A 21137-nucleotide genomic window follows, 5' to 3' on the forward strand; every position below is an offset into this window, starting at 1 on the left:
TTTTAGGAGAAGCGAGATGGATGCCAAGAAAGTTCTTGAACGTGTGAAGGCGATCGCCGAAACCTTTGCGGCCGATCGGCCGGCTCGCCAGCAGCGCCGGTCGCTTGATCCGGCTGATTTCGCCGCGCTTCGCGAGGCGGGGTTCCTCCTGACCGGAGTTCCGGCTGAGTTCGGGGGTCTGTGGACGAACGCAGTCGGGTCGGCTCGGTCCGTCTGCGAGATTTTGCGCGCTCTGGCCCACGGCGATTCTTCGGTCGCGTTGGTCTCATCGATGCATCCGGCCGTGCTGTCCTTCTGGCTGTCTACGCCCAAGGTCCCGCCGGAATTTGCGGCCGCCTGGGCCGCTCAGAGGCGGGCCGTATTCGAATCCGCGGCTCACGAGCTGTGGGGAACGATCACCTCCGAGCCGGGCTCCGGCGGAGACGTGGGGCGGACGAAGGTGGCAGCCGTTCGCGGGAATGGGGCCAGTTACCTGACCGGCACGAAACACTTCGGATCAGGATCAGGAATCAGCTCGTTCATGGTGACCACGGCTGTTCCAGAAGGGGAGACCGACCCTGATTGGTTCTTCGTTGACATGCGCGGCGTTCCGTGGGACGGATCCCGGGGATTGCGGCTCGTCGCCGAATGGGACGGCCACGGGATGGCCGCGACGCAGAGCCACTCGATGGCCTTCGAGCGCTTTCCGGCCACCCGAATGGCCTGGCCGGGTCACTGGCGTGCGATCGCGGACGCGGCCGGCCCTGTCATCGGTTGCCTCTTCGCCGCGGTCGTTCTCGGCGTGGTCGAGACCGCGATGGAGGCGGCTCGTGCGTTGATTACAAAACGCCCGAACGATCTTCGTCCGTACGAACAGGTCGAGTGGATACGCGCGGAGTCCGAGGCATGGCTGGCCAAGCAGGCCTACGAGGGGATGCTCCGGGCCGTGGAGACAAGTCCGTCGCCTGGCCGCGAGGTTCTCCTGGGAAAGGAGTCGATGGCCGATCTTGCCGAATCTTGCCTGTTGCGGATCTGTCGTGTGCTCGGAGGCGGAACGTTTTCCCGCCGGTCCCCGTTCGGCCATTGGTTCGAGGACGTGCGCGCCCTCGGCTTCCTGCGTCCCCCTTGGGGCCTTGCGTACGACAATCTGTTCAGCGCGGTGCAAAGTCCGTTGGGTCTAAAACCCACCCGGCTTCAACCGTGAACAGTACGAAAAGGGGTCACCCTGATCTCGCCCTAGTTTGAACGGACACACCCAAAGGAGATTAACCCCAGCCTTAAGGATCCAGTGAGAATCAGGGGGGTCACATCTTTAATCTTTAGTTTTGTTTATTTGTAGAATGGGTTTGAAAGATCTCCAGTCTGAATTTTCTGTATTCCCGAAAAGGGAAGGTTGTTCCTCTCCAGATTTTTTCTCGGTTCCTGAAATTTAATTTATTTAAGAGAAAGGTCAAGTCCCGTTTTGACTCATTGTGTAGAGAGCGGCGTAGAGTTTTTTAAACAGCCTGTTTTTCGGTCAGTTCATCTACTTTGTCAATGACCCAGTTTTTTATCACGGATTGTCGGGTCATTCCACGTCTGGCTGCTTCCTGGTCAATTTTCTTTACCGCCCAAATGGGAAGATCAAAGGGAATTCGTTTGGTCGCATTTTCCCAATCAAGGTGTTCGGACAGATCCTCCCCCTTATCAAATTTGTCATCAAATTCATTGGCTGTGATCTTTTTATGAATTTCTGTAAATTTCTTCTTCTTCATTTCTTGCCCTCCTTACCGATATAATCCTGATTTGATCATTCCTGATGGTATAGCAAACCGTCCAGACTTTTTCTTTTAAAGTTCCGATTTGTAAGAATCTGGTTTCTCCTCCAATAACCTTAGCCGGAACAGAAATGGAATCAGAATCACTCCAAATCTTCCTGGCTTCCATGAAATCTACACCCCTGTTCTCTTTTGTCCATTCACTTTTGTTTTTATCAAAGGTATTGTCAAAGTCCATTGTTATAAGTATGTCAAAATAGCACTATTATGTCAACATTTTATTGTTATAAATATTTAAAAAACGGGGAAAAAGGGATCGAGTCTATTCTTGATTCATGTTTTAAAAAATACAAGATATGAAGAATTCTTAAAAGTTATCGGGGTAAGATCCGGTCTATTTTCTTGTTTTTGTCAGATCATTCTCTTTAACTGTACACAGGTTTACTTCCCGTGAACCGGACGGAATAAAAAGCTTTTTGAATTACAACCTCATCATCTATCCCATGTGGGGGTCCGGAAACGATTCGTGTAAAAACGTGATAAGGGGAATTGTCATTTCCTAAGCCACTGATTTTTTTCTATTTTTGAAATTCTCAGTTTTGAATCTAATACTTACTCCGATCGTATCTAGAAGAGTTAACAGCGTTTCTACCGTCGGATTACCTGTTTCTGAGAAAGCTTTATACAAAATCCGGCGACTTATTCCAGATTTTCGGGACAAAACAGTAAATCCCTGGGCTTCTATGACGTTCTTAATTCCCAGCAAAAGGTGTTTAAAATGTTGTCGAATTGAGTCACAGGTTAAAATCAGAGGACAAAAATGCTACATTGGTCCGGGTCAATTGACATATAAAATTTTTGTGTGTATTCTCACCAGAAAATCAGCCTTTTTGAATTTTAGTGAAGCAACCGGCTTAGCCGGTGCGTAACGCGGGGTTCGGGGGCATTGAGAGTATATTTCTCGAAGGCCCCTGAATATATGAGAGGAATGGATGTTTTTAATAAGTAAAAAAAGAGGAATGTTTCTTTTTCTTGGGCTTGTTTTTGTTTTTTTTGGGATTTTCGGTGGATGTCAAAAAAAAGAAGATACGATCAAAATCGGGATTGCCGGGCCGATGACCGGAGACCAGAGTAAGATGGGGATCGATGAGAAAAATGGAGCGGAATTGGCGGTTTCTGAATGGAATGAAAAAGGAGGGATTTTAGGGAAGAAAATCGGATTATTGGTTGAAGATGACCAGCATGACCCCAAACAGGCGGTGCTGGTCGCCAATAAATTGGTTAACTCCGGGGTCGTGGGAGTCATTGGTCATTGGAACAGCGGTTCATCCATTCCCGCATCGGATGTTTACCATCAGGCGGGAATCCCGATGATTACCCCCGCGTCGACCAACCCTCAATTAACCGAACGCGGGCATGACAATATCTTTCGTGTCTGCGGCCGGGATGACCAGCAGGGGAAAGTCGCCGCAGAATTTGTTTTAAACCATAAGGAATTTAAGAGAATCGGCATTCTCCACGATAAAACCACCTACGGTCAGGGCCTTGCGGATGAATTTAAGAAAAACTTAAAGGATCAGGCAGAAGTTGTTTATTTTACCGGTTTAACGCAGGGCGAAAAAGATTTTCGGGGGATTTTAACGACCCTTAAAGGGAAGAATCCGGATATGATCTTCTTTGGAGGAATTTACCCGGAAGCCGGGCAATTGGTGATGCAGGCAAAAGAATTGGGAATAAAAGCGCCATTTTTGAGCGGTGACGGCACCTTTGACCCCACCTTTCTCAAAATTGCCGGACCGGCGGCAGAGGGAACTTTCTTAACGTTTTCCGCGGACCCTTCGAAACAAAAAGAGGCCGCCGATGTCCTGGAAAAATACCATCGGAAATACGGAGAGCATGGTCCGTATTCCCTTTACGCCTATGACGCGACGAACGTTCTTCTCGAGTCGATTGCCAAAGGGGGTTCTACCGATGGGAAGTCTTTGGCGGCTCAATTGCACCAAATTCAATGGAAAGGGACAACAGGCCAGATTCAGTTTGATTCTAAGGGAGATCTTTTAATCTCTCCTTATGTGGTGTGGATCGTTAAAGAAGGAAAGTTTGTTGAATACTGGAAACCATAACAGACTGCTCAAAAAGCTCCAGGTGCTAGGCCGCAGAGTCGAGGTGATCGAGGCCATAAAAGTGAGAATCATAGCTTCGCTGCGGAATCGCTTGCGAGCAAGCTTTGTGGTACATCTCGGAAGCCGAGATTCGAGAACGCAGCAGATGGGCTTTTTCAGCGGTCTGCTGATTAAATGTTAGTTCAGCAGTTGATTAACGGCCTGACCCTTGGAGCCATCTATGCCCTGGTGGCCCTGGGATACACCATGGTGTATGGTATCCTGGAACTCATCAATTTCGCCCACGGTGAGATTTATATGATCGGGGCCTACCTCTCTATTATTTTTCTGGGTTTTTTTACCACGATTGGAATGACCCGTCATTTCCTGTTTCTTTCTCTCTTTTTGTCTTTTATTTTGAGCGCGGTTTTCTGCGGAGCCTATGGTTACACCATGGAAAAAGTGGCCTATCGCCCGTTGAGAAGCGCTCATCGCCTGTCTCCTTTAATTTCCGCCATTGGAATGTCAATCTTTCTCCAAAATTACGTGATGCTGACGCAAGGGTCAGGAGACGTGGTTTTCCCTCATCTTTTTCCAAATTCTGAAATCCTGTTTTCTGGAATCAGGCTTACATCGCTTCAGGTCGTGATTTTAAGTTCTTCTTTTATTTTGATGGGAGTTCTCTATTTTTTGGTTAAAAAAACTTTAATTGGAAAAGCAATGCGGGCAACGGCGCAGGATAAAAAAATGGCAAGCCTCGTGGGAATTAATATTGATTTTATCATTTCATTTACCTTTGTCATTGGATCATTTCTCGCGGCCGCGGCGGGAATGATGGTGGCCATGTATTATGGAACCGTTAATTTTTTTATTGGCTACATTGCCGGAATAAAAGCCTTTACCGCGGCCGTTTTAGGGGGAATTGGAAATATTCCCGGAGCGATGGCGGGGGGGCTTTTGCTGGGGATGGTGGAAAGTCTGGGGGCAAGTTATATTTCCAGTGAATATAAAGATCTGTTTGCCTTTCTCATTTTAACCCTGGTGTTGCTGTTAAAACCATCGGGTTTGTTGGGTGAAGCGTCTAAAGAAAAAGTTTAGGAAAAATTGATTAATAAACCTGTTTTGACTCTAATGATGGTTTCGCTTTGGTTTGGTCTTTTAGGCCTTCCTTTTATGGGGTGGATCAACGCGTTAAAATTGTCCGGGGTTCTCTTTGGCGGGGGGCTGATTCTTCGGCATGCGGCGAGGCTAAAACCGTTCTATTCAAAACTTGAAGAGGCTTTTGAAAGACTCCCCTATCGGAAGTCGCCCCGCTTTTTAAAGATCGCAAAAGGCGCAGGGGTCGTTATTCTGCTGGGACTCCCTCTCGGGCTCGATAACTATCAGCTTGATGTCCTCACCATGGCGGGCCTGTATATTGTCCTGGCTCTGGGTTTGAATATTGTCGTCGGTTTTGCGGGACTGCTCGATTTAGGGTATGCGGCTTTTTATGCGGTTGGAGCCTATAGCTATGCCCTGATTTCGACCCATTTTCATCTTTCTTTTTGGTTGGCTCTGCCGGTGGGGGCCTTTTTTTCAGGCTGTTTTGGATTTGCCTTGGGCGTGATCACTCTGCGGCTGAAAGGGGATTACCTGGCCATCACAACCCTTGGTTTTATCCAGATTTTACATTTGGTTTTAAACAACTGGGATTCGGTCACCCACGGCCCGAAGGGGATATTAGGCGTTTCCCATCCTCAAATTGGAGGGTTTAGCTTCACCCAGCCGGTCCATTACTATTATTTGATTCTGGTCATTGTTTTTATCGCCATCGTGTCTATTCAACGCATTAATTATTCCAGAATCGGGCGGGCATGGATCGCCATCCGCGAAGATGAAATTGCCGCTGAGTCAATGGGATTAAATACGACAAAACTTAAAGTTTTTGCCTTTGTGTTGGGAGCGTCCTGGGCAGGGATTGCCGGAACGTTTTTTGCCGGTAAGTTCGGATTTGTTTCTCCCGAAAGCTTTACCTTTTTTGAATCGATTTTAATTTTATCTATGGTAGTATTGGGAGGAATTGGCAGTATTCCGGGGGTGGTATTGGGCGCCCTGATTTTAATCATTCTTCCGGAGGCGCTGAGACAGGTCTCAGAATACCGGATGCTGGTGTTTGGTCTTGCAATGATTTTGATGATGGTTCTTCGGCCTCAGGGGATGATTGGAAATATCAGAAGAAAACTGGAAGGGGTTTAAAGGATGAACCTTAAAATTATTCATGGTGGAACGTGGACCGGTTAACCGGCACCGCCCCTTTGCTGGAAAAAGGAAACTCCTGTTTAATTAGAAACTTCGATAAGATGACGGTTCCATTTAATTCGTAATTGATTTCATCATTACCTAACAAAAGGGTCAGCGTTTTTGACATTCCCATAAAGGAAGATGAAAAGGGGAGCGTTACGATTTGAGAATCAGACGCGTTTATAAAAACGGGTTTTAAAAGTTCCCCGGAGCCTAATTCGGTATGATTTAGATCAAGGTGGTAAGAAAGTTTTTCTATCTTGACCCCTGCTCGATTTGGATTTGTGACTTTAACCTTGAACGCAAGGTCCATGGCGGAAAATGATACGCCGGTTAATTCTATTTCCTGGACCGAAAAATCAGGTTTAACCAGGGCTGGTGCGCACGACCCGGAAGAAAATGAAATCAAGAGCGCCATGCTGTAAAATAAAGCTTTCATAAGGCAACAGATTAGCAGATCAGCTTAAGCAAGTAAATAGTCCCAAGAACAGCGATAGGATTTGTAACTCCTTGTTTTGCCTGTCATCGCGAGCGCCCGCAGGGTGCGTGGCGATCTCGGTTCACGATGGCGAGATTGCTTCGCTTCGCTCGCAATGACAACTTTCTATCGCTGTTCTTGGGACAAACAGATCAAGCAGGCCATGCAATACGCGATGGCCGAACATTGGGACGAGGCGAAGCATCTCATCCGGCAGGTTATCGAATCCAGCCCTGAAGATCTTTGGGCAAAGGTGGTGCAGGCGGATATTGAAAATATTTCCGGAAATGAAAAAGAGGCCTTTCAGCAGTTGAGAATCTTAATGAGAAATTATCCTGAATTTGCGCCGGCTTACTATAGTATGGGAATTCTCCATAGCCGCCAGGGAAGGTGGGACCAGGCTAAAAATTTTTTCGAACAGTCGATTTCCCTTTTTGATCCCGGTCAAAAAGAAAGCCTTTCCGATGCCTATCTTCAATTGGGGATTGCCTGGTGGGAACAGCGCCATCCGGGAGATGCCCTGGAATGCTGGCAGAAATCCCTTGCCTGCAACCCGGCCCAATGGAAGGCCAGGGAGTATCTCGAAGATTTCACGTCGGATTACAGTAAGCCCAAAATTTTAGGAGACCCTCGCTTTTTTCAGCAATTTCAAGAGATTCATGTAAAAGCGTATCTTTCGGAGCATGGAAAATCTCAATTTGACAGTCTGGAAGAAACGGATGAAGTGATTCAAAAGATTGCCGCTTCGTGGAACGCGATTCCAGAAAAGTGGAAGATGGAAGACTTAACGGAGGAAGAGAGGTTCAACACCTTTAAATCAATCAAGCCTTTTCAATAATAAAAAAGGGAAAAGGTTGCCGTTGTGGGCTATTTACTTGAAATTAAAAAATTATCAAAGTCTTTTGGAGGGCTTTCCGCATTGGATGGAATTGAGGCTCACCTGGAAGAAGGCCAGATTGCCAGCCTCATTGGTCCAAATGGCGCCGGAAAAACGACTTTTTTCAATTGTATCACCGGATTAATCCCCCCTGGCGGGGGAGAAATTGTTTTTAAAGAAAAAAATTTAAAAGGGTTGCAGGCCAACGAAATCACCGGTCGGGGAATCGCCAGGACGTTTCAAAACATTCGCCTTTTTGGAGGGATGACCGCGCTTGAAAACGTTATGGTCGGGGGACACCTTCGATACCGTTACGGATTTCTGGGCGCTCTGGTCAGATCTCCAAAAGTCCGGCAATTTGAAAAAGAGCTGATCCAGAAGAGCTTTAGCCTTTTAAAGTTTGTCGGACTTGAATCCCAACACTCAAAATGGGCAAGAGAGCTTTCGTACGGCGATCAAAGGCGGCTGGAAATTGTTAGAGCGCTCGCCACGGAACCGACTCTATTGCTTTTGGATGAGCCCGCCGCGGGGATGAACCCAAAAGAAACCGCCGGCCTGATGGAATTGATGGTAAAAATTAAAGAGACCGGCGTGACCGTGCTGTTGATTGAACATGATATGAGGGTGGTCATGGGCATTTCCGAAAAAATTATTGTTTTAGATCATGGCGTCAAGATTGCCGAAGGAAAACCTCGCGAAATTCAGCAAAATCGGAAAGTGATCGAGGCCTATCTGGGCGCCGGATCTGTTTAATGCTTCGGATAGAAAAGATTCGTTCCGGTTACGGGTCGATTGAAATTCTAAAGGGAACTTCAATCGAGGTGAATGAAGGCGAGATTGTTTCGTTAATCGGCGCCAACGGGGCGGGCAAAACGACAACCCTGATGGCGATTTCCGGAATGCTCCCTTTAAAATCCGGAAAAATTTTTTTTAAAAATAAAGAAATTTCTGGGCTTTCTCCCCATAAAATTGTATTATTGGGAATTTCTCAAGTGCCGGAAGGGAGAAGAATTTTCCCCAGGCTGACTGTTTTAGAAAATCTCGAATTAGGCGCGTTCTCCCTTAAAAAAAATCTTCAAAAGGGCGCGATGGAAAATGTATTTGAATATTTTCCGGTTCTTTATGAAAGAAAATATCAGTTAGGGGGGACCTTAGCGGCGGGGAACAGCAGATGTTAGCCATTGGGAGAGCCTTAATGGCAAAACCCAAACTTTTAATGATGGACGAACCTTCCCTGGGCCTGGCTCCTATTATTGTTGAGAAAATTTTCGAATTGATTAAAAAATTAGGAGATGCCGGCTTAACCTTATTGTTAGTTGAGCAAAACGCAAGAATGGCCCTTTCGATCGCGAACCGGGGTTATGTAATGGAAACCGGCCAGATCATCATGCAGGGACATGCTTCTCAATTGCTATGTGACTCAAGAGTTAAATCCGCCTATCTTGGAGAAAGATCTGAATGAAAAGAACGCCCCTTTATGAAACGCACAGAAAATTAAAAGGAAAGCTCGTTGAATTTGGCGGCTGGGAAATGCCGCTGTTTTATCATGGCGTGGTTTCCGAACATAAGGCGGTCAGGGAAAATGCAGGTCTATTTGATATTTGCCATATGGGCCGGCTTAGCGTAAAAGGTCCCGATGCCGGGCCGTTTTTACAGGGTGTTACCGTCAACAACGTTGACATGTTAGTTCCGGGAAAAGCTCAGTATTCTCTGGTCTGCAACCCTCAAGGCGGAGTCAAAGATGATATCTTTATCTATAAAAAGGGGGACACGGACTTTTTTATTTGCGTGAATGCTTCAAACCGGGAAAAAATCTATCAGTGGTTTTTAAACCAAAAAGGAAAATTCATAGTCGAAATTAGGGATATCAGCGATCAGGTCGGGATGATCGCTTTGCAGGGGCCAAAAGCGCCCCGGGTTTTAGAAAAAATCCTCGGCAAGAGGTTTAAATCGTTAAAACATGCTGAATTTTACGAAGAAGAAATTTCAGGCGTTCCGGCGATGATTGCCCGAACGGGATATACCGGAGAAAGGGGATATGAGTTTTACTTTCCGGTCCAGTTTTCCGAAAATTTATGGAATCTGTTTTATGAGACCGGTCAGGATGAACAACTCGTTCCCGTCGGATTGGGCGCGCGCGATACGCTTAGGCTTGAAATGGGCTATGCCCTTTATGGTCATGAACTCACGGAGGAGATTTCTCCGCTCGAAGCCGATTTAGCGAGGTTTGTCTATTTTGGAAAAGAAAATTTCATCGGGAAAGAGGCGCTGTCGGCCCAGAATAAAAAAGGGGTGTCCCGTATTTTGGTCGGTTTTGAATTAAAATTTAAAAATGTGCCCCGCCAGCATTGTAAAGTTTTCCATGATGATCATGAGATTGGGGAAGTGACCAGCGGCAATCTCACTCCGTCGGTCCAGAAAGGGATTGGAATGGCCCTGATCCAATCGGATTTCAACAAACCAGGGGATGAAATCTTAATTGGCGTAAGGGATAAGAAGATCCCCGCGTTGATAAGAGATAAAAATTTCTATAAGAAAAAATAAAATTTAAAGGATTTAAAGATGCCGTATACTCCCCACACTCCCGAAGACATACAGTCGATGCTTCAAACCATAGGGGTTGATTCATTGGAGGCTCTCCTTGACGATATTCCAAAGACGGTTCGATTTAATGGAAGGTTGAAAATCGGACGGGCCCTGTCGGAATTAGAGGTTCGGTCCGAAATTAAACAGCTCAATGAAAAAAACGCCGATCTCGAACAATTCACCTGTTTCCTGGGAGCAGGTTCTTATGATCATTATATCCCCGCCGTCATCGGGCCTCTCCTGTTTCGTTCTGAGTTTTATACCGCCTATACGCCCTACCAGGCGGAATTAAGCCAGGGGATGCTTCAAGCGATTTATGAATTTCAAACCGGAATTTCCGAGCTGACCGGAATGGAAGTGGCCAACGCCTCGTTATACGATGGCGCCTCGGCTCTCGCGGAAGCTGTTTTAATGATGATTAGAATTTCAAAGAAAAAATCCGAGATCCTGCTTCCCAGGACCATTCATCCCTTTTACCGGGAAGTTATCCGGACCTATTGCCATGGGCTTGATTTAAAATTTGTCGAAATTCCTTATGTCAACGGCGTGACACCTCCCGGTGAAGTTCGCAGATTGATTACAGAAGATACGGCCGGACTTCTTCTCCAGTTTCCTAATTTTTTTGGAAACCTCGAAGAAGTGGACGAATTGATTCAAGCGGCCCATGAAAAGGGAGCAAAGGTGGCCGTTTCGATTGACCCGATTGCGATGGGGTTGTTTAAATCTCCCGGAGAAATGGGAGCCGATATTGTGGTTGGAGAAGGCCAGGCAATGGGAAATGCGATGAGCTACGGAGGTCCTTACGTCGGTTTTTTTGCTACGAAATTGGAGTATGCCAGACAACTTCCGGGAAGGATCGTCGGGGCGACCCATGACAAAAAGGGCCGCAAAGGATATTGTCTGACGCTTCAAACCCGGGAACAACATATCAAACGGGAGAGAGCCACGTCCAATATCTGTACGAATGAATCTTTAAACGCCCTTGCGATGCTTTTTTACATGGCGACGATAGGAAAGCAAGGGTTGGGAGAAGTGGCCGTCCAATCGACACAAAAGGCCCATTACCTCCAAAAAGAGTTAAGCCGACTGAAGGGGATCTCCGTTCCCTGGCCGGCTCCTTTTTTTAAAGAGTTTACTTTGAAAACGAGTAAGAGGCCCAAAGAGATCAACCAGCATTTATTGAAAGAGAAAATCGTCGGCGGCCTGGATCTTGGAGATTATTATCCGGAACTGGAAAACCACGTTTTGTTTTGCGTCACGGAAAAGCGGACAAAAGTCGAGATGGATCGTTTAGTTGAAACAATATCCAAAGTAAATTAAACTTAAAAAACCGAGTTTCGTTTCGGAGGCCTTCTTGACCCAAAAGAAGGGTCGGATACCTGCGGGCGAGCCCTATTGGAGAACATTTTTGGAAAGCACAGCACCCGGGAAACTTATTTTTGAAAAAAGCGTAAAAGGAAGAACAGCCTATGGTCTTCCTCCTTTAGATGTTCCTCAAACCGAGGTAGAATCCCTTTTTTCCCCTTCATTGTTAAGAAAAGAACCGCCAGGTTTGCCCGAAGTCAGCGAACAGGACATGGTTCGTCATTATGTAAAACTTTCCCAGAAGAACTTTTCAATCGATTCCGGGTTTTACCCGCTGGGATCCTGCACAATGAAATACAACCCAAAAATAAATGATGAAATGGCGAGGTTGCCGGGCATGTCGGCTCTTCACCCGCTTCAGCCTGTGGAAACGGCTCAGGGAGCGCTTCATCTCCTTTATGCCCTGGAAGAGCTGTTAAAGGAAATCCTTGGGGTTGACCGTGTTTCGTTCCAGCCCGTCGCGGGTGCGCAGGGGGAAATGGTCGGCTTAATGATGATCCGGGCCTATTTGCAATCAAAAGGGGAAAATCGACACAGGGTGCTGATCCCTGATTCCGCCCATGGCACCAATCCGGCGAGTGCAATGCTGGCCGGTTTTGAGGTCGAAGAAATCAAGTCAAATTCCCAGGGGTTGATTGACCTTGATGATCTCAAAAAACATCTGGACAGGGATTGTGCCGCCTTGATGCTGACAAACCCCAATACCCTGGGTTTATTTGAAAAAGAGATTTTAAAAGTATCTGAAGCGGTTCATCAGGTCGGAGGGCTCATGTATATGGACGGGGCAAATTTAAACGCTCTCCTGGGTGTGGCTCGTCCCGGCGACATGGGTTTTGATGTTGTTCACTCCAATCTTCACAAAACCTTCTCCACGCCCCACGGAGGCGGAGGGCCCGGAGCCGGCGCTATCGGGGTGAAAGCGGTTCTCGCCCCGTTTTTGCCGCGACCGACGGTTGAAAAGAAGGGAAAAGCTGTCTTTTTAGATGATGACCGGCCCCAATCGATTGGAAGAGTCAGCACCTTTTTTGGAAATTTTGGGAATCTCGTCCGTGCTTATGTTTATATTCGGTCCAATGGCGATGAAGGACTGGCCAATGTCAGCAAAATGGCCATTTTAAACGCAAATTATGTGCGTAAGAAACTGGATAAAACTTACAAAGTCGCTCAAGATCGTCCTTCTATGCATGAGGTGGTCTTTACGGCGAAAAAATTCAAATCAAAAGAGATTCATGCGCGGGATATTTGCAAGCGGCTGATGGATTACGGGTTTCATCCCCCGACGGTTTATTTCCCATTGATCGTCGAAGAAGCCTTAATGGTGGAACCGACTGAAACCGAGTCAAAAGAAACACTGGATTCATTCTGTGACGCCATGATATCGATCGCAAAAGAAATCGAAAAGGATCCCAATCTATTACTAAACGCGCCATTTACGACGCCTGTTGGAAGATTAGATGAAACCGAAGCGGTTAAAAAACTTAACGTCAGGTGGAAGAAAGAGTAAAGGGGAAAGTTTTTAATGAAAGGGATTGGAATTTTATTGAGCTTGATCGTCAGTGGAATCGTCCTTTATTTGACGCTTCAAAACGTCAGGTCTCATTCCAATGAGGGCGGCGATCCCCTGGGATTGATTAAGCCGATTGAAAAAGCAAAAAAAGTTCAGTCGATTATTGATCTTTCCGCGGTTCAGATGGCGGTTCAAACTTATCAAATCCAGCAGGGTGCGTTTCCCAAATCGCTGGATGATCTCGTTAATGCCGGACACCTCGCCGGCAGTCAAATCAAAAACCTGGATTATGATCCTGAATCGGGAAAAGTATCCGCCCATCCAGAGTAACAAACAGGACGGTAGGCCAACAGGGGATTTGTCTTGTAAGGGCACCCTTTGGGTTGCCCGGATTTCAGGCCTAAAAAAACAGTTTAAGGAGAAGTTTTGTTAAATTTCGACCTTATCATCGTTGGAGCGGGTCTGGCCGGAATGAGAGCGGCGCTGGCTGCGGATCGGGAGCTGAATGTTGCCCTGATCTCCAAGGTTCATCCCGTCAGAAGTCATTCTGTCGCCGCACAGGGTGGAATCAACGGAGCGCTCAATCCCAAAGATTCCTGGGAAAATCATGCCTTTGATACGATTAAGGGGAGTGACTATTTAGGGGATCAGGATGCCATTGAATTCATGTGTCAGGAAGCGCCGGGTGAAATTCTTGAAATGGAAAGACTAGGCGTCATTTTCAGCCGGGATGAAGACGGAAGAATTGCTCAAAGGCCGTTTGGGGGGGCGGGATTTCCCCGAACAGCCTATGCGCAGGACAGAACGGGGCACGCCCTTCTGCATGTCCTGTATGAACAGGTCTTAAAAAAGAAAACCAGAGTTTTTGAAGAATGGTACGTGACCTCTTTAATTGTCGAAGCCGGCATTTGCAGGGGAGTCCTTGCGCTTAATGTTTTAACCGGCGAACTGGAAATGATGAGTGCCAAAGCGGTTATTCTGGCGACAGGGGGGTATGGGCGGGTTTATTCCATCAGCACTAACGCGGTCATTAACACCGGCGACGGGATGAGCCTGGCCTATCGCTCGGGAGCGCCGCTGATGGATATGGAATTTGTCCAGTTTCATCCGACAACGCTTAAAAAAAGTGGTATCCTCATTAGCGAAGCGGCACGGGGTGAGGGCGGCTATTTAATAAACGCCCCGGGCGACCGCTTTATGTCCAAATATGCGTCGAAAGCATTGGAACTGGCCAGTCGGGATGTTGTCTCCAGAGCGGCGGGTCAGGAGATCGAAGAAGGAAGAGGCGTTGAAGGGTGCGTTTTTCTCGATCTGCGCCATTTAGGGAGAGAAAAGATTTTAGAGCGGTTACCCCAGATCCGAAGTCTCTCCATCAATTTCGCAGGGGTCGACCCTATTGAAGCGCCGATCCCTGTGCGTCCCGGCGCCCATTACTCGATGGGAGGAATTAAAACCAATGTCTGGGGTGAAACGGAAATTGAAGGACTTTACGCGGCCGGAGAGTGTGCCTGTGTCAGCGTTCATGGGGCAAACCGCCTGGGTGGAAATTCGTTATTGGACACCCTGATTTTCGGCAGGCAAAGCGGCCTGCGCGCTTCGGATTATATTAAAAAATCAACACCGCCTCCCCCCTCCGTCCAGTTTTATGAGCGGGAAAAACAAAGATTGTCGAAGCTGAAGAGTAAAAAAGACGGGGAGAAGATTTGGCCGATCAAGTCTGACCTGGGGAATCTCATGGGGAGTCATGCCGGGGTTTTTCGATTTCGCGGAAAACTGGCGGAGGCTGAAAAAGAGATTCAGCATCTGAAACTCCGATATCAGGATATCTGCATTCAAGATAAGGGAAAGGTGTTTAATACTGAATTTATTGCCGCTCTTGAACTGGGTTCGATTCTCGATCTTGCTGAGGTGATTGTCAAAAGCGCCTGGGCGAGGGAAGAATCACGGGGGGCTCATTATCGGTCTGATTTTCCGACACGAAACGATGAGCAATGGCTCAAGCACACTCTGGCTTACTATCATGAGGACACGCCTCGTCTTGAATATACGCCGGTGACCATATCCAAATACCCTCCCAAAGAGAGGTCTTATTAATGCGCATTCATTTAAAGATTAAAAGATATCATCCGGAATGGGACCGGGAGCCTCAATTAAAAGATTATTATTTGGATATTCGATCCGACTTAACGGTCCTGGAAACGCTGATTCAGTTAAAAGAAGAGGAAGAAGGGGGTCTTGCTCTTCGTTATTCATGCCGGAGCGCCATTTGCGGTTCCTGTACGATGCGGATCAACGGAAGTGAAAAGCTTGCCTGTCAAACTTCCGTGAGAGAAGAATACGAACGGTTTGAAGCCCTGAAAATTGAACCTCTTTCCAATGCCCCGGTGATTAAAGACCTGGTCGTTGACCAGGCCCCCTTTTGGGGAAAATTGGGGGAAGTTTCTCCCTGGCTTCATTCCGAAATCCTTAAAGAAACCCCGGCTGATCAAGCGGGTTTTCCGAAAGAGGCCTTCAATGAATTTCATAATGTGGACGCCTGTATCATGTGCGGAGCCTGCGCCTCGGCCTGCAACAGTCTTGAGGTTTCCTCAGGGTTTATGGGACCCGCGGCTCTTGCGAAAGCTTACCGGTTTGTTGCAGACCCCAGGGAGGCGGGACAGGAAAAGAAAAAACGACTGAGAGCGCTTGTCGAACCCAACGGAATCTGGGATTGCGTCAGGTGTAATTTTTGCGTCGAGGTCTGTCCTAAAGATGTAAAACCGATGGAGGCCATTATCCGGTTGAGAAGAGAAGCGTTGAAAGCCGGTCTGGGAGACTCGCCGGCCGGACGACATATTACAGCTTTTGTCAATATTGTGAAAAAAGAGGGCAGACTCAATGAAGGGCTGCAACCCTTAAAAATGCTCTGGAAGTCTCCGGAGAAACTTCTCCAGGTTTTTCCTCTGGCTTTGAAAATGTGGGTCCGGGGAAAGCTCCCTTTTATTTGGCATTGGCCCATTAAGGGAATCCGTTCCATTCGAAAAATCTTTAAGGTTCGAGGATTTTGACCATGAAATATGCTTTTTATACGGGATGCGCCGCAAAAGGAGCTACTCCTGAACTTTATGTTTCGACCCGTCTCGTCACTCAAAAATTGGAGATGGAACTGGTGGAACTTAAATCCGCGGCTTGTTGCGGCGCCGGTGTGATTACTGAAGCGGACCCTGAACTGGCGATCGCGCTTAACGCCAGAACCTTTGCGCTTGCGGAAGCGGAAGGTTTAGACCTCATGACCATTTGCGGTACCTGTCAGGGGGTCATGGCCCAAATCAACAAACAGCTCAAGGAAGACTCTGAGCTTTTAAAACGGATCAACGTTTATCTTGAAAAAGAAGGCCTCCATTACAAGGGAACGGTGAAGGTTAAGCATTTCCTTTGGATTCTTCTGGATGATATTGGCGTGGACCGGCTGAAAACCTATGTCACCCACCCGCTTCGAAATCTTAAAATCGCGCCGTTTTACGGTTGTTATATTTTAAGACCCTCGAGCGCCCTGGGATATGATGATCCCAATCAACCGACCTCCCTGGAGACCGTTATTGAAGCCCTTGGCGGTGAAGCCGTCGATTATGAAGGGCGGAATAAATGCTGCGGATTTCCGGTCATTTTGGAAAATCCCGATATCGGATTAGCCATGTCCGGAAAACGGCTGGAAGAAGCAAAAACAGCCCGCGCCGATGTGATGGTTACGCCCTGTCCGCTTTGCCATATGAATCTCGATCTTCAGCAGGAAAGGGTTGAAAAGCATATCGGGAAGCCTTTTGAGATGCCGGTTCTTCACCTTCCGCAACTGGCAGGGCTTGCCATGGGCTTTTCTCCGGTCGATATGCAGATGATGCGGCATTTCGTCCCCGTCGCCTCCCTCATTTCGAAACTCCAAACCTGAAGCTCAGTTCCGAATATACAACAGGGAGGTCGTTTTTAATTCGGAATCGGTCTGCTGTTCTGAGGCATTCCACTCGTAGAAGCCCGCTCGAAATACCATAGGAGATTTTGGAAAACTCTTTATCGATGAATCAATGTATGCCAACATTACCGGGATCCACGTTCTTCCAGCAAGAGGCTTAATGAATCAAATTTTGGTTTTATCTTCAGAGGATTTATTGTTATTTTTGCTAATTCGGAAAAACTCTTTTGGGGGAGAATGGACTTCAAGGTTGAGTCGGCCTCAAAAGGAATAATTTTAGCTATCGGTAGTTTGTGATCCAAGACCGTAACTTCTTTCCCGTTTTTTACGACTCTAAGAAATTCAGAAAATCGAGCTTTTAAAGTGGCGATATTAGCCGTGATTTCTTTTTTATTATTTGACCTTTTCATGACTATATGTATGATCATAATTTTTCAAAGAGTCAACTGGTTTTAGTTCTTCTAGGAATCGAGTGCTGAGTCAAAATTAAATTGATCCCACCTTCCAAATGCGATTTCTCAGATATCTGAACAGGATTTTGTTTTAAGACCATTTGATATATAAATAAAAGTATGATAAAGTAGAATACCAATGGAGATGCCTTATGCCGACCACAAAAGTTGCAATAACACTAGATGAAGAAATTCTTGAAGAAGTTGATCGATTGGTAAAAGAGAAGAAATACCCAAACCGCAGCAAAGCCATACAAGAAGCCATTCAATTCAGGTTGGAAAGATGGCACAAAACCCGAATGATTGAAGAGGCCAAGAAGTTTGATATTGAGGAAGAACAAACTATTGCAGAGGAAGGCCTGGTTGCGGAGAATGAAACATGGCCAGAATATTAAGAGGCGATATCTATTGGGCCGATCTCAATCCTACTCGAGGGCATGAGCAATCCGGTAAACGGCCTATATTAATTATCAGCCATAATGTTCTAAATGATCGATCCGGGACTGTCATAGCCCTGGCGTTAACCAGCAAACCTCAAAAAATAGGGTTTCCCTTTTCTTTTCAATTAAACGACTCAGCCCTTCCCAAATCCTCCTGGGTGAAAATCAACCAGATCCGGACCCTTTCAATTGAAAGAATTGAAAAGAAAATAGGTCATATTCAAGAAACTGAACTATCAAAAATCATTGAAGGTCTTTTTGAATTAGTCGGCTAAATGAATTAAGTGATTTTATTGCAAAACCCATAGGACCACTTTTGGATGTAATTCTCCGACGGCTTTTTTGGCAATGAAAAGAATAAGAAAATCGAGTCCTTCCTGAAATCCACAAGCTTGGGCTGTCCGGTCCAATACACGATTATAAATGGAATTCAACGCTCGAAGTTTTATGGGTAGAGCTACTCTTTCCTATACAATTCCAAGAGAAAAGAGTAAAATATTAAACATCGTTGAGCTCTGTCGCAGAGGCATTTTAAAGCAGGCGGAGACTCCAATTACGGTGATCATGATATTATTCGATCGTGTGTTTAATAGATGGAATTTGAGTGGGATGAAAAAAAGGCTACGACGAACGAAAGGAAACACGATATATCGTTCCATGAAGCCGCAACAATTGACCCGGAATGAAAGGAAAATTTATGAAGAAGGTTAAAGGCGAAGAACTTCGCACAGAGTACTTGCGAAAAGATCTTGGGAAGGGTATTCGAGGAAAATATTTGAAGGCATATCGATCTGGAACTAATCTTGTGTTACTTAAACCAGAAGTAGCCTCGGTTTTTCCAACAGAGCAGGCAGTAAACGAGGCTCTTAGCTCTCTTATTAATGTTGCGCAACACGCAGTAGTTCTAAAAAAGCATCCTACCAAAAGAGCAAAAGCAGCTCGCAGTTGAAACCTGTTTTTCCCATTGGTCGTAAATTACAACAAAGCTGAAAGTCTCAAGATATCGGCAATAATTTAGGTGCCGAGTACAATTGGAAATAGAGAACATCTTCTCCCAAGAATGGTGCTTCAACCATATCCAAGTGGGTTTTAGAAAGCAATAATATGAAAAAATCATTGTAACTACTCAGGAGTGTCAGGGAGGAAAAAGCATTTCAGGCAAGTACGGTTGACCTGTCAGGGACTGGGAAATGGATTGCAAGAGGTTCCAGCCGTTTTTACGAGCTGTGGATAGGTAGCTTCTGATGCGGGCAAAGCACATAAAAGTCTATGCTTCAGGGGAGTCCAGTTACAAACTCAAAGTTACATTTAAAGATGGAAACACATTAGAAGGAGGGGGTGGCTATGTAGAATCAGGCTATAAAGTAACGGAGCGAATAAAAGACAATAAAATTGAAACAGATATAAACTTACACTACTAATTTAATTTGCATCCTCATAAATCAATTACGTAATCCGATTACCAAGAGGTCTATTTCTCAAAACATTCAATGTAGTCAGTAGAGCGAATAGTTTCTTCCTCCTACCTACAGATATCTATTTTTAAAAAATCCTGCCCGTTATTGTACTGGATTATTTTAGTAATCCTTAATTTGCTGATTTTCAATTTTTAAGGACTGGTAGGTGAAAGCTTCGGAACATGGGATCAGTGATTTTTTGCAGACTAAGGCTTCCGATCCTTTCTAGGTCAATTGAGGATAGGTCACCTTGAGTGGTACGGCATGCGTTTCTTGATAATGTACTTTTTCTACTCGTCTCAACGCTCGTGTTTTGCGGATTTTACAGTCGGTTACGGCGGTCGAGGTTCCGGTAACCAATGGCTTCGGAAACGTGGTGAGTTTGAATCTTTTCTTGTTTATCCAGGTCGGCGATGGTGCGGGAGACTTTTAAAATCCGGTTATAAGCCCTGGCGGACAATCCCAGTTTTTCCATGGCTGTTTCGATCAGTTGCCGGGAAGCCGCGTCCAGCTCGCAATATTTCTTAAAATGCCTGGGTTTCAGCTGGGAATTGCAGAAAAATCCCTCTTTTTGGTAACGTTCTTTTTGAAGTTCTCTCGCGGCGAAAACCCGGCTCCGGATTTCTTTTGAACTTTCTTTTGCCCGGTCATTTGACAACTCCTTAAACCTGACTGCGGGCACTTCAATGTGAATATCGATTCGGTCAAGAAGGGGGCCTGAAACCCGGCTTCGGTAACGTTGAATCTGGATCGGGGTGCAAATACAGGGGTGCAGCCGGTCCCCCAGGTGGCCGCATTGACAGGGGTTCATAGCGGCAATCAGCATAAACCTCGCCGGATAGGCCAGGGAGGCAGCGGCGCGGGAGATGATGACCTGTCCCTCCTCCAGGGGTTGCCGAAGAACCTCCAGAACATTCCTTTTAAATTCCGGGAGTTCGTCCAGGAAAAGGATCCCGTTGTGGGCCAGACTGACCTCGCCGGGTTTTGGGACCTGTCCTCCACCGATCAGGCCGGCATCTGAAATGGTGTGATGAGGCGATCGAAAAGGACGGTGAATCAACAGGGGCTGGCTTTGAAGAATAAGCCCGGCAATGCTATGAATCCGCGTGGATTCTAGCGCCTCCTCGAAATGGAGGTGAGGAAGAATTCCGGGAATACGTTTGGCCAGCATCGTTTTTCCTGACCCGGGGGGCCCGACCATTAAAACATTATGAGACCCGGCCGCTGAAATTTCCAAAGCCCGTTTGGCAGATTCCTGACCTTTGACATCGATAAAGTCGTCAACCTCATGCTCCTGGTTTAAAAATAAGGAAAGGGGGTCAATTTGAAGGGGCGTTATTTTTTGATTCCCAAGAAGAAATTCTACCACTTCCGGAATGGTGTGAACGCCGAAAACATCAATACCGGAAACAACTGCGGCTTCTCTGGCGTTATCAATGGGAAGAATCAACCCTTTGAATTTCGCCTCTCTCGCCAGAAGGGCAATGGATAAAGCGCCTCGAATGGGCTTAATATTTCCGTCCAGAGAAACCTCGCCGACAATCAGATAATCTTTAATGACCTGAAGAGGAATCAGGCTGTCACTGGTCAGAATTCCAATGGCAATCGGCAGATCAAAAGCCGACCCTTCTTTTTTAAGGTCTGCCGGGGCCAGATTAATCGTGATTTTCTTGACGGGAAAATTAAACCCGGTATTTTTTAGCGCGGCACGGACGCGGTCTTTACTTTCTTTTACGGCGGCATCGGGCAAACCGACAATTGAAAAATTGGGGAGACCTTGGGAAAGATCGACCTCCACCTCAACGAGAAAGGCTTCCAGGCCGAATACTGCGCTGCTTAAGACCTTAGAAATCACGGGAGAGTCCTGTATAAAATTAAATTAAAAAGTACTATATGCCAGCGTGGCATGAA

General features: G+C 46.5%; 21 protein-coding genes and 1 pseudogene. 17 read left to right on the top strand and 5 right to left on the bottom strand.

The window, feature by feature from the left end; genetic code table 11:
* Positions 1-16: 16 nt before the first annotated feature.
* Positions 17-1183, top strand: coding sequence for an acyl-CoA/acyl-ACP dehydrogenase (locus HYR79_01280; GenBank protein MBI1820319.1), 1167 nt, complete (start codon positions 17-19; stop codon positions 1181-1183).
* A gap of 292 nt (positions 1184-1475) precedes the next feature.
* On the opposite strand, the gene HYR79_01285 is transcribed toward HYR79_01280, so the two are convergent.
* From HYR79_01285 to HYR79_01295, 3 genes are all read right to left on the bottom strand, one after another.
* The gene (locus tag HYR79_01285) at positions 1476-1697 is read right to left on the bottom strand and encodes a CopG family transcriptional regulator (GenBank protein MBI1820320.1); all 222 of its coding nucleotides are present in this window, start codon (positions 1695-1697) and stop codon (positions 1476-1478) included.
* A 4-nt stretch (positions 1698-1701) separates the two neighbouring features.
* Positions 1702-1974, bottom strand: coding sequence for a BrnT family toxin (locus HYR79_01290; GenBank protein ID MBI1820321.1), 273 nt, complete (start codon positions 1972-1974; stop codon positions 1702-1704).
* Between the two features lie 321 nt (positions 1975-2295).
* Positions 2296-2457 carry a helix-turn-helix domain-containing protein gene (locus HYR79_01295; GenBank protein MBI1820322.1) on the bottom strand — a complete coding sequence of 54 codons (162 nt, stop codon included), beginning with the start codon at positions 2455-2457 and terminating at the stop codon, positions 2296-2298.
* Between the two features lie 271 nt (positions 2458-2728).
* Between HYR79_01295 and HYR79_01300 the strand changes: the two genes are divergently transcribed.
* The 3 genes from HYR79_01300 (at position 2729) to HYR79_01310 (ending at position 6073) form a co-directional block, all read left to right on the top strand.
* Positions 2729-3859, top strand: a complete 1131-nt coding sequence (locus HYR79_01300; GenBank protein ID MBI1820323.1) for a branched-chain amino acid ABC transporter substrate-binding protein — start codon at positions 2729-2731, stop codon at positions 3857-3859.
* A gap of 174 nt (positions 3860-4033) precedes the next feature.
* Entirely contained in the window at positions 4034-4936 is a 903-nt protein-coding gene (locus HYR79_01305; protein ID MBI1820324.1) for a branched-chain amino acid ABC transporter permease, read from the top strand.
* 33 nt (positions 4937-4969) lie between these two features.
* The gene (locus HYR79_01310; GenBank protein MBI1820325.1) at positions 4970-6073 is read left to right on the top strand and encodes a branched-chain amino acid ABC transporter permease; all 1104 of its coding nucleotides are present in this window, start codon (positions 4970-4972) and stop codon (positions 6071-6073) included.
* 16 nt (positions 6074-6089) lie between these two features.
* On the opposite strand, the gene HYR79_01315 is transcribed toward HYR79_01310, so the two are convergent.
* Positions 6090-6557, bottom strand: a complete 468-nt coding sequence (locus HYR79_01315) for an LEA type 2 family protein (GenBank protein ID MBI1820326.1) — start codon at positions 6555-6557, stop codon at positions 6090-6092.
* Between the two features lie 202 nt (positions 6558-6759).
* Here HYR79_01315 and HYR79_01320 point away from each other — a divergent pair, with 202 nt between their 5' ends.
* From HYR79_01320 to HYR79_01380, 13 genes and pseudogenes are all read left to right on the top strand, one after another.
* Positions 6760-7434: a tetratricopeptide repeat protein gene (locus tag HYR79_01320; GenBank protein ID MBI1820327.1), complete on the top strand. Its 675-nt coding sequence runs from the start codon at positions 6760-6762 to the stop codon at positions 7432-7434.
* 24 nt (positions 7435-7458) lie between these two features.
* Complete coding sequence (locus HYR79_01325; protein ID MBI1820328.1) at positions 7459-8226, top strand: ABC transporter ATP-binding protein; 768 nt, start codon at positions 7459-7461, stop codon at positions 8224-8226.
* Positions 8226-8935 (top strand): annotated as a pseudogene (locus HYR79_01330) (ABC transporter ATP-binding protein). The gene HYR79_01325 and the pseudogene HYR79_01330 overlap by 1 nt, the downstream one beginning before the upstream one ends.
* Positions 8932-10017: a glycine cleavage system aminomethyltransferase GcvT gene (gcvT, locus tag HYR79_01335; protein ID MBI1820329.1), complete on the top strand. Its 1086-nt coding sequence runs from the start codon at positions 8932-8934 to the stop codon at positions 10015-10017. Before HYR79_01330 ends, gcvT begins: the two are co-directional and overlap by 4 nt.
* Positions 10018-10035: 18 nt before the next feature.
* Positions 10036-11379 carry an aminomethyl-transferring glycine dehydrogenase subunit GcvPA gene (gene gcvPA, locus HYR79_01340; protein ID MBI1820330.1) on the top strand — a complete coding sequence of 448 codons (1344 nt, stop codon included), beginning with the start codon at positions 10036-10038 and terminating at the stop codon, positions 11377-11379.
* A gap of 88 nt (positions 11380-11467) precedes the next feature.
* On the top strand, positions 11468-12928 hold the full coding sequence (gcvPB, locus tag HYR79_01345) for an aminomethyl-transferring glycine dehydrogenase subunit GcvPB (protein ID MBI1820331.1): 1461 nt from the start codon (positions 11468-11470) through the stop codon (positions 12926-12928).
* A 15-nt stretch (positions 12929-12943) separates the two neighbouring features.
* The gene (locus HYR79_01350; protein MBI1820332.1) at positions 12944-13261 is read left to right on the top strand and encodes a hypothetical protein; all 318 of its coding nucleotides are present in this window, start codon (positions 12944-12946) and stop codon (positions 13259-13261) included.
* Positions 13262-13357: 96 nt separating this feature from the next.
* Complete coding sequence (locus HYR79_01355; GenBank protein ID MBI1820333.1) at positions 13358-15025, top strand: FAD-binding protein; 1668 nt, start codon at positions 13358-13360, stop codon at positions 15023-15025.
* On the top strand, positions 15025-15978 hold the full coding sequence (gene sdhB, locus HYR79_01360; protein MBI1820334.1) for a succinate dehydrogenase iron-sulfur subunit: 954 nt from the start codon (positions 15025-15027) through the stop codon (positions 15976-15978). Before HYR79_01355 ends, sdhB begins: the two co-directional genes overlap by 1 nt.
* A 2-nt stretch (positions 15979-15980) precedes the next feature.
* Complete coding sequence (locus HYR79_01365) at positions 15981-16856, top strand: CoB--CoM heterodisulfide reductase iron-sulfur subunit B family protein (GenBank protein ID MBI1820335.1); 876 nt, start codon at positions 15981-15983, stop codon at positions 16854-16856.
* Positions 16857-17481: 625 nt separating this feature from the next.
* The gene (locus HYR79_01370; protein ID MBI1820336.1) at positions 17482-17724 is read left to right on the top strand and encodes a ribbon-helix-helix protein, CopG family; all 243 of its coding nucleotides are present in this window, start codon (positions 17482-17484) and stop codon (positions 17722-17724) included.
* Positions 17709-18044 (top strand): type II toxin-antitoxin system PemK/MazF family toxin, encoded by a 336-nt coding sequence (locus tag HYR79_01375; GenBank protein MBI1820337.1) that lies wholly within the window; start codon positions 17709-17711, stop codon positions 18042-18044. The genes HYR79_01370 and HYR79_01375 overlap by 16 nt, the downstream gene beginning before the upstream one ends.
* Positions 18045-18466: 422 nt before the next feature.
* Positions 18467-18718, top strand: coding sequence for a hypothetical protein (locus HYR79_01380; GenBank protein ID MBI1820338.1), 252 nt, complete (start codon positions 18467-18469; stop codon positions 18716-18718).
* An 830-nt stretch (positions 18719-19548) separates the two neighbouring features.
* Here HYR79_01380 and HYR79_01385 read toward each other — a convergent pair.
* Positions 19549-21081, bottom strand: a complete 1533-nt coding sequence (locus HYR79_01385; GenBank protein ID MBI1820339.1) for a YifB family Mg chelatase-like AAA ATPase — start codon at positions 21079-21081, stop codon at positions 19549-19551.
* Between the last annotated feature and the right edge of the window lie 56 nt (positions 21082-21137).

It is taken from the genome of Nitrospirota bacterium (assembly GCA_016178585.1).
GTDB lineage: Bacteria > Nitrospirota > Nitrospiria > JACQBW01 > JACQBW01 > JACOTA01.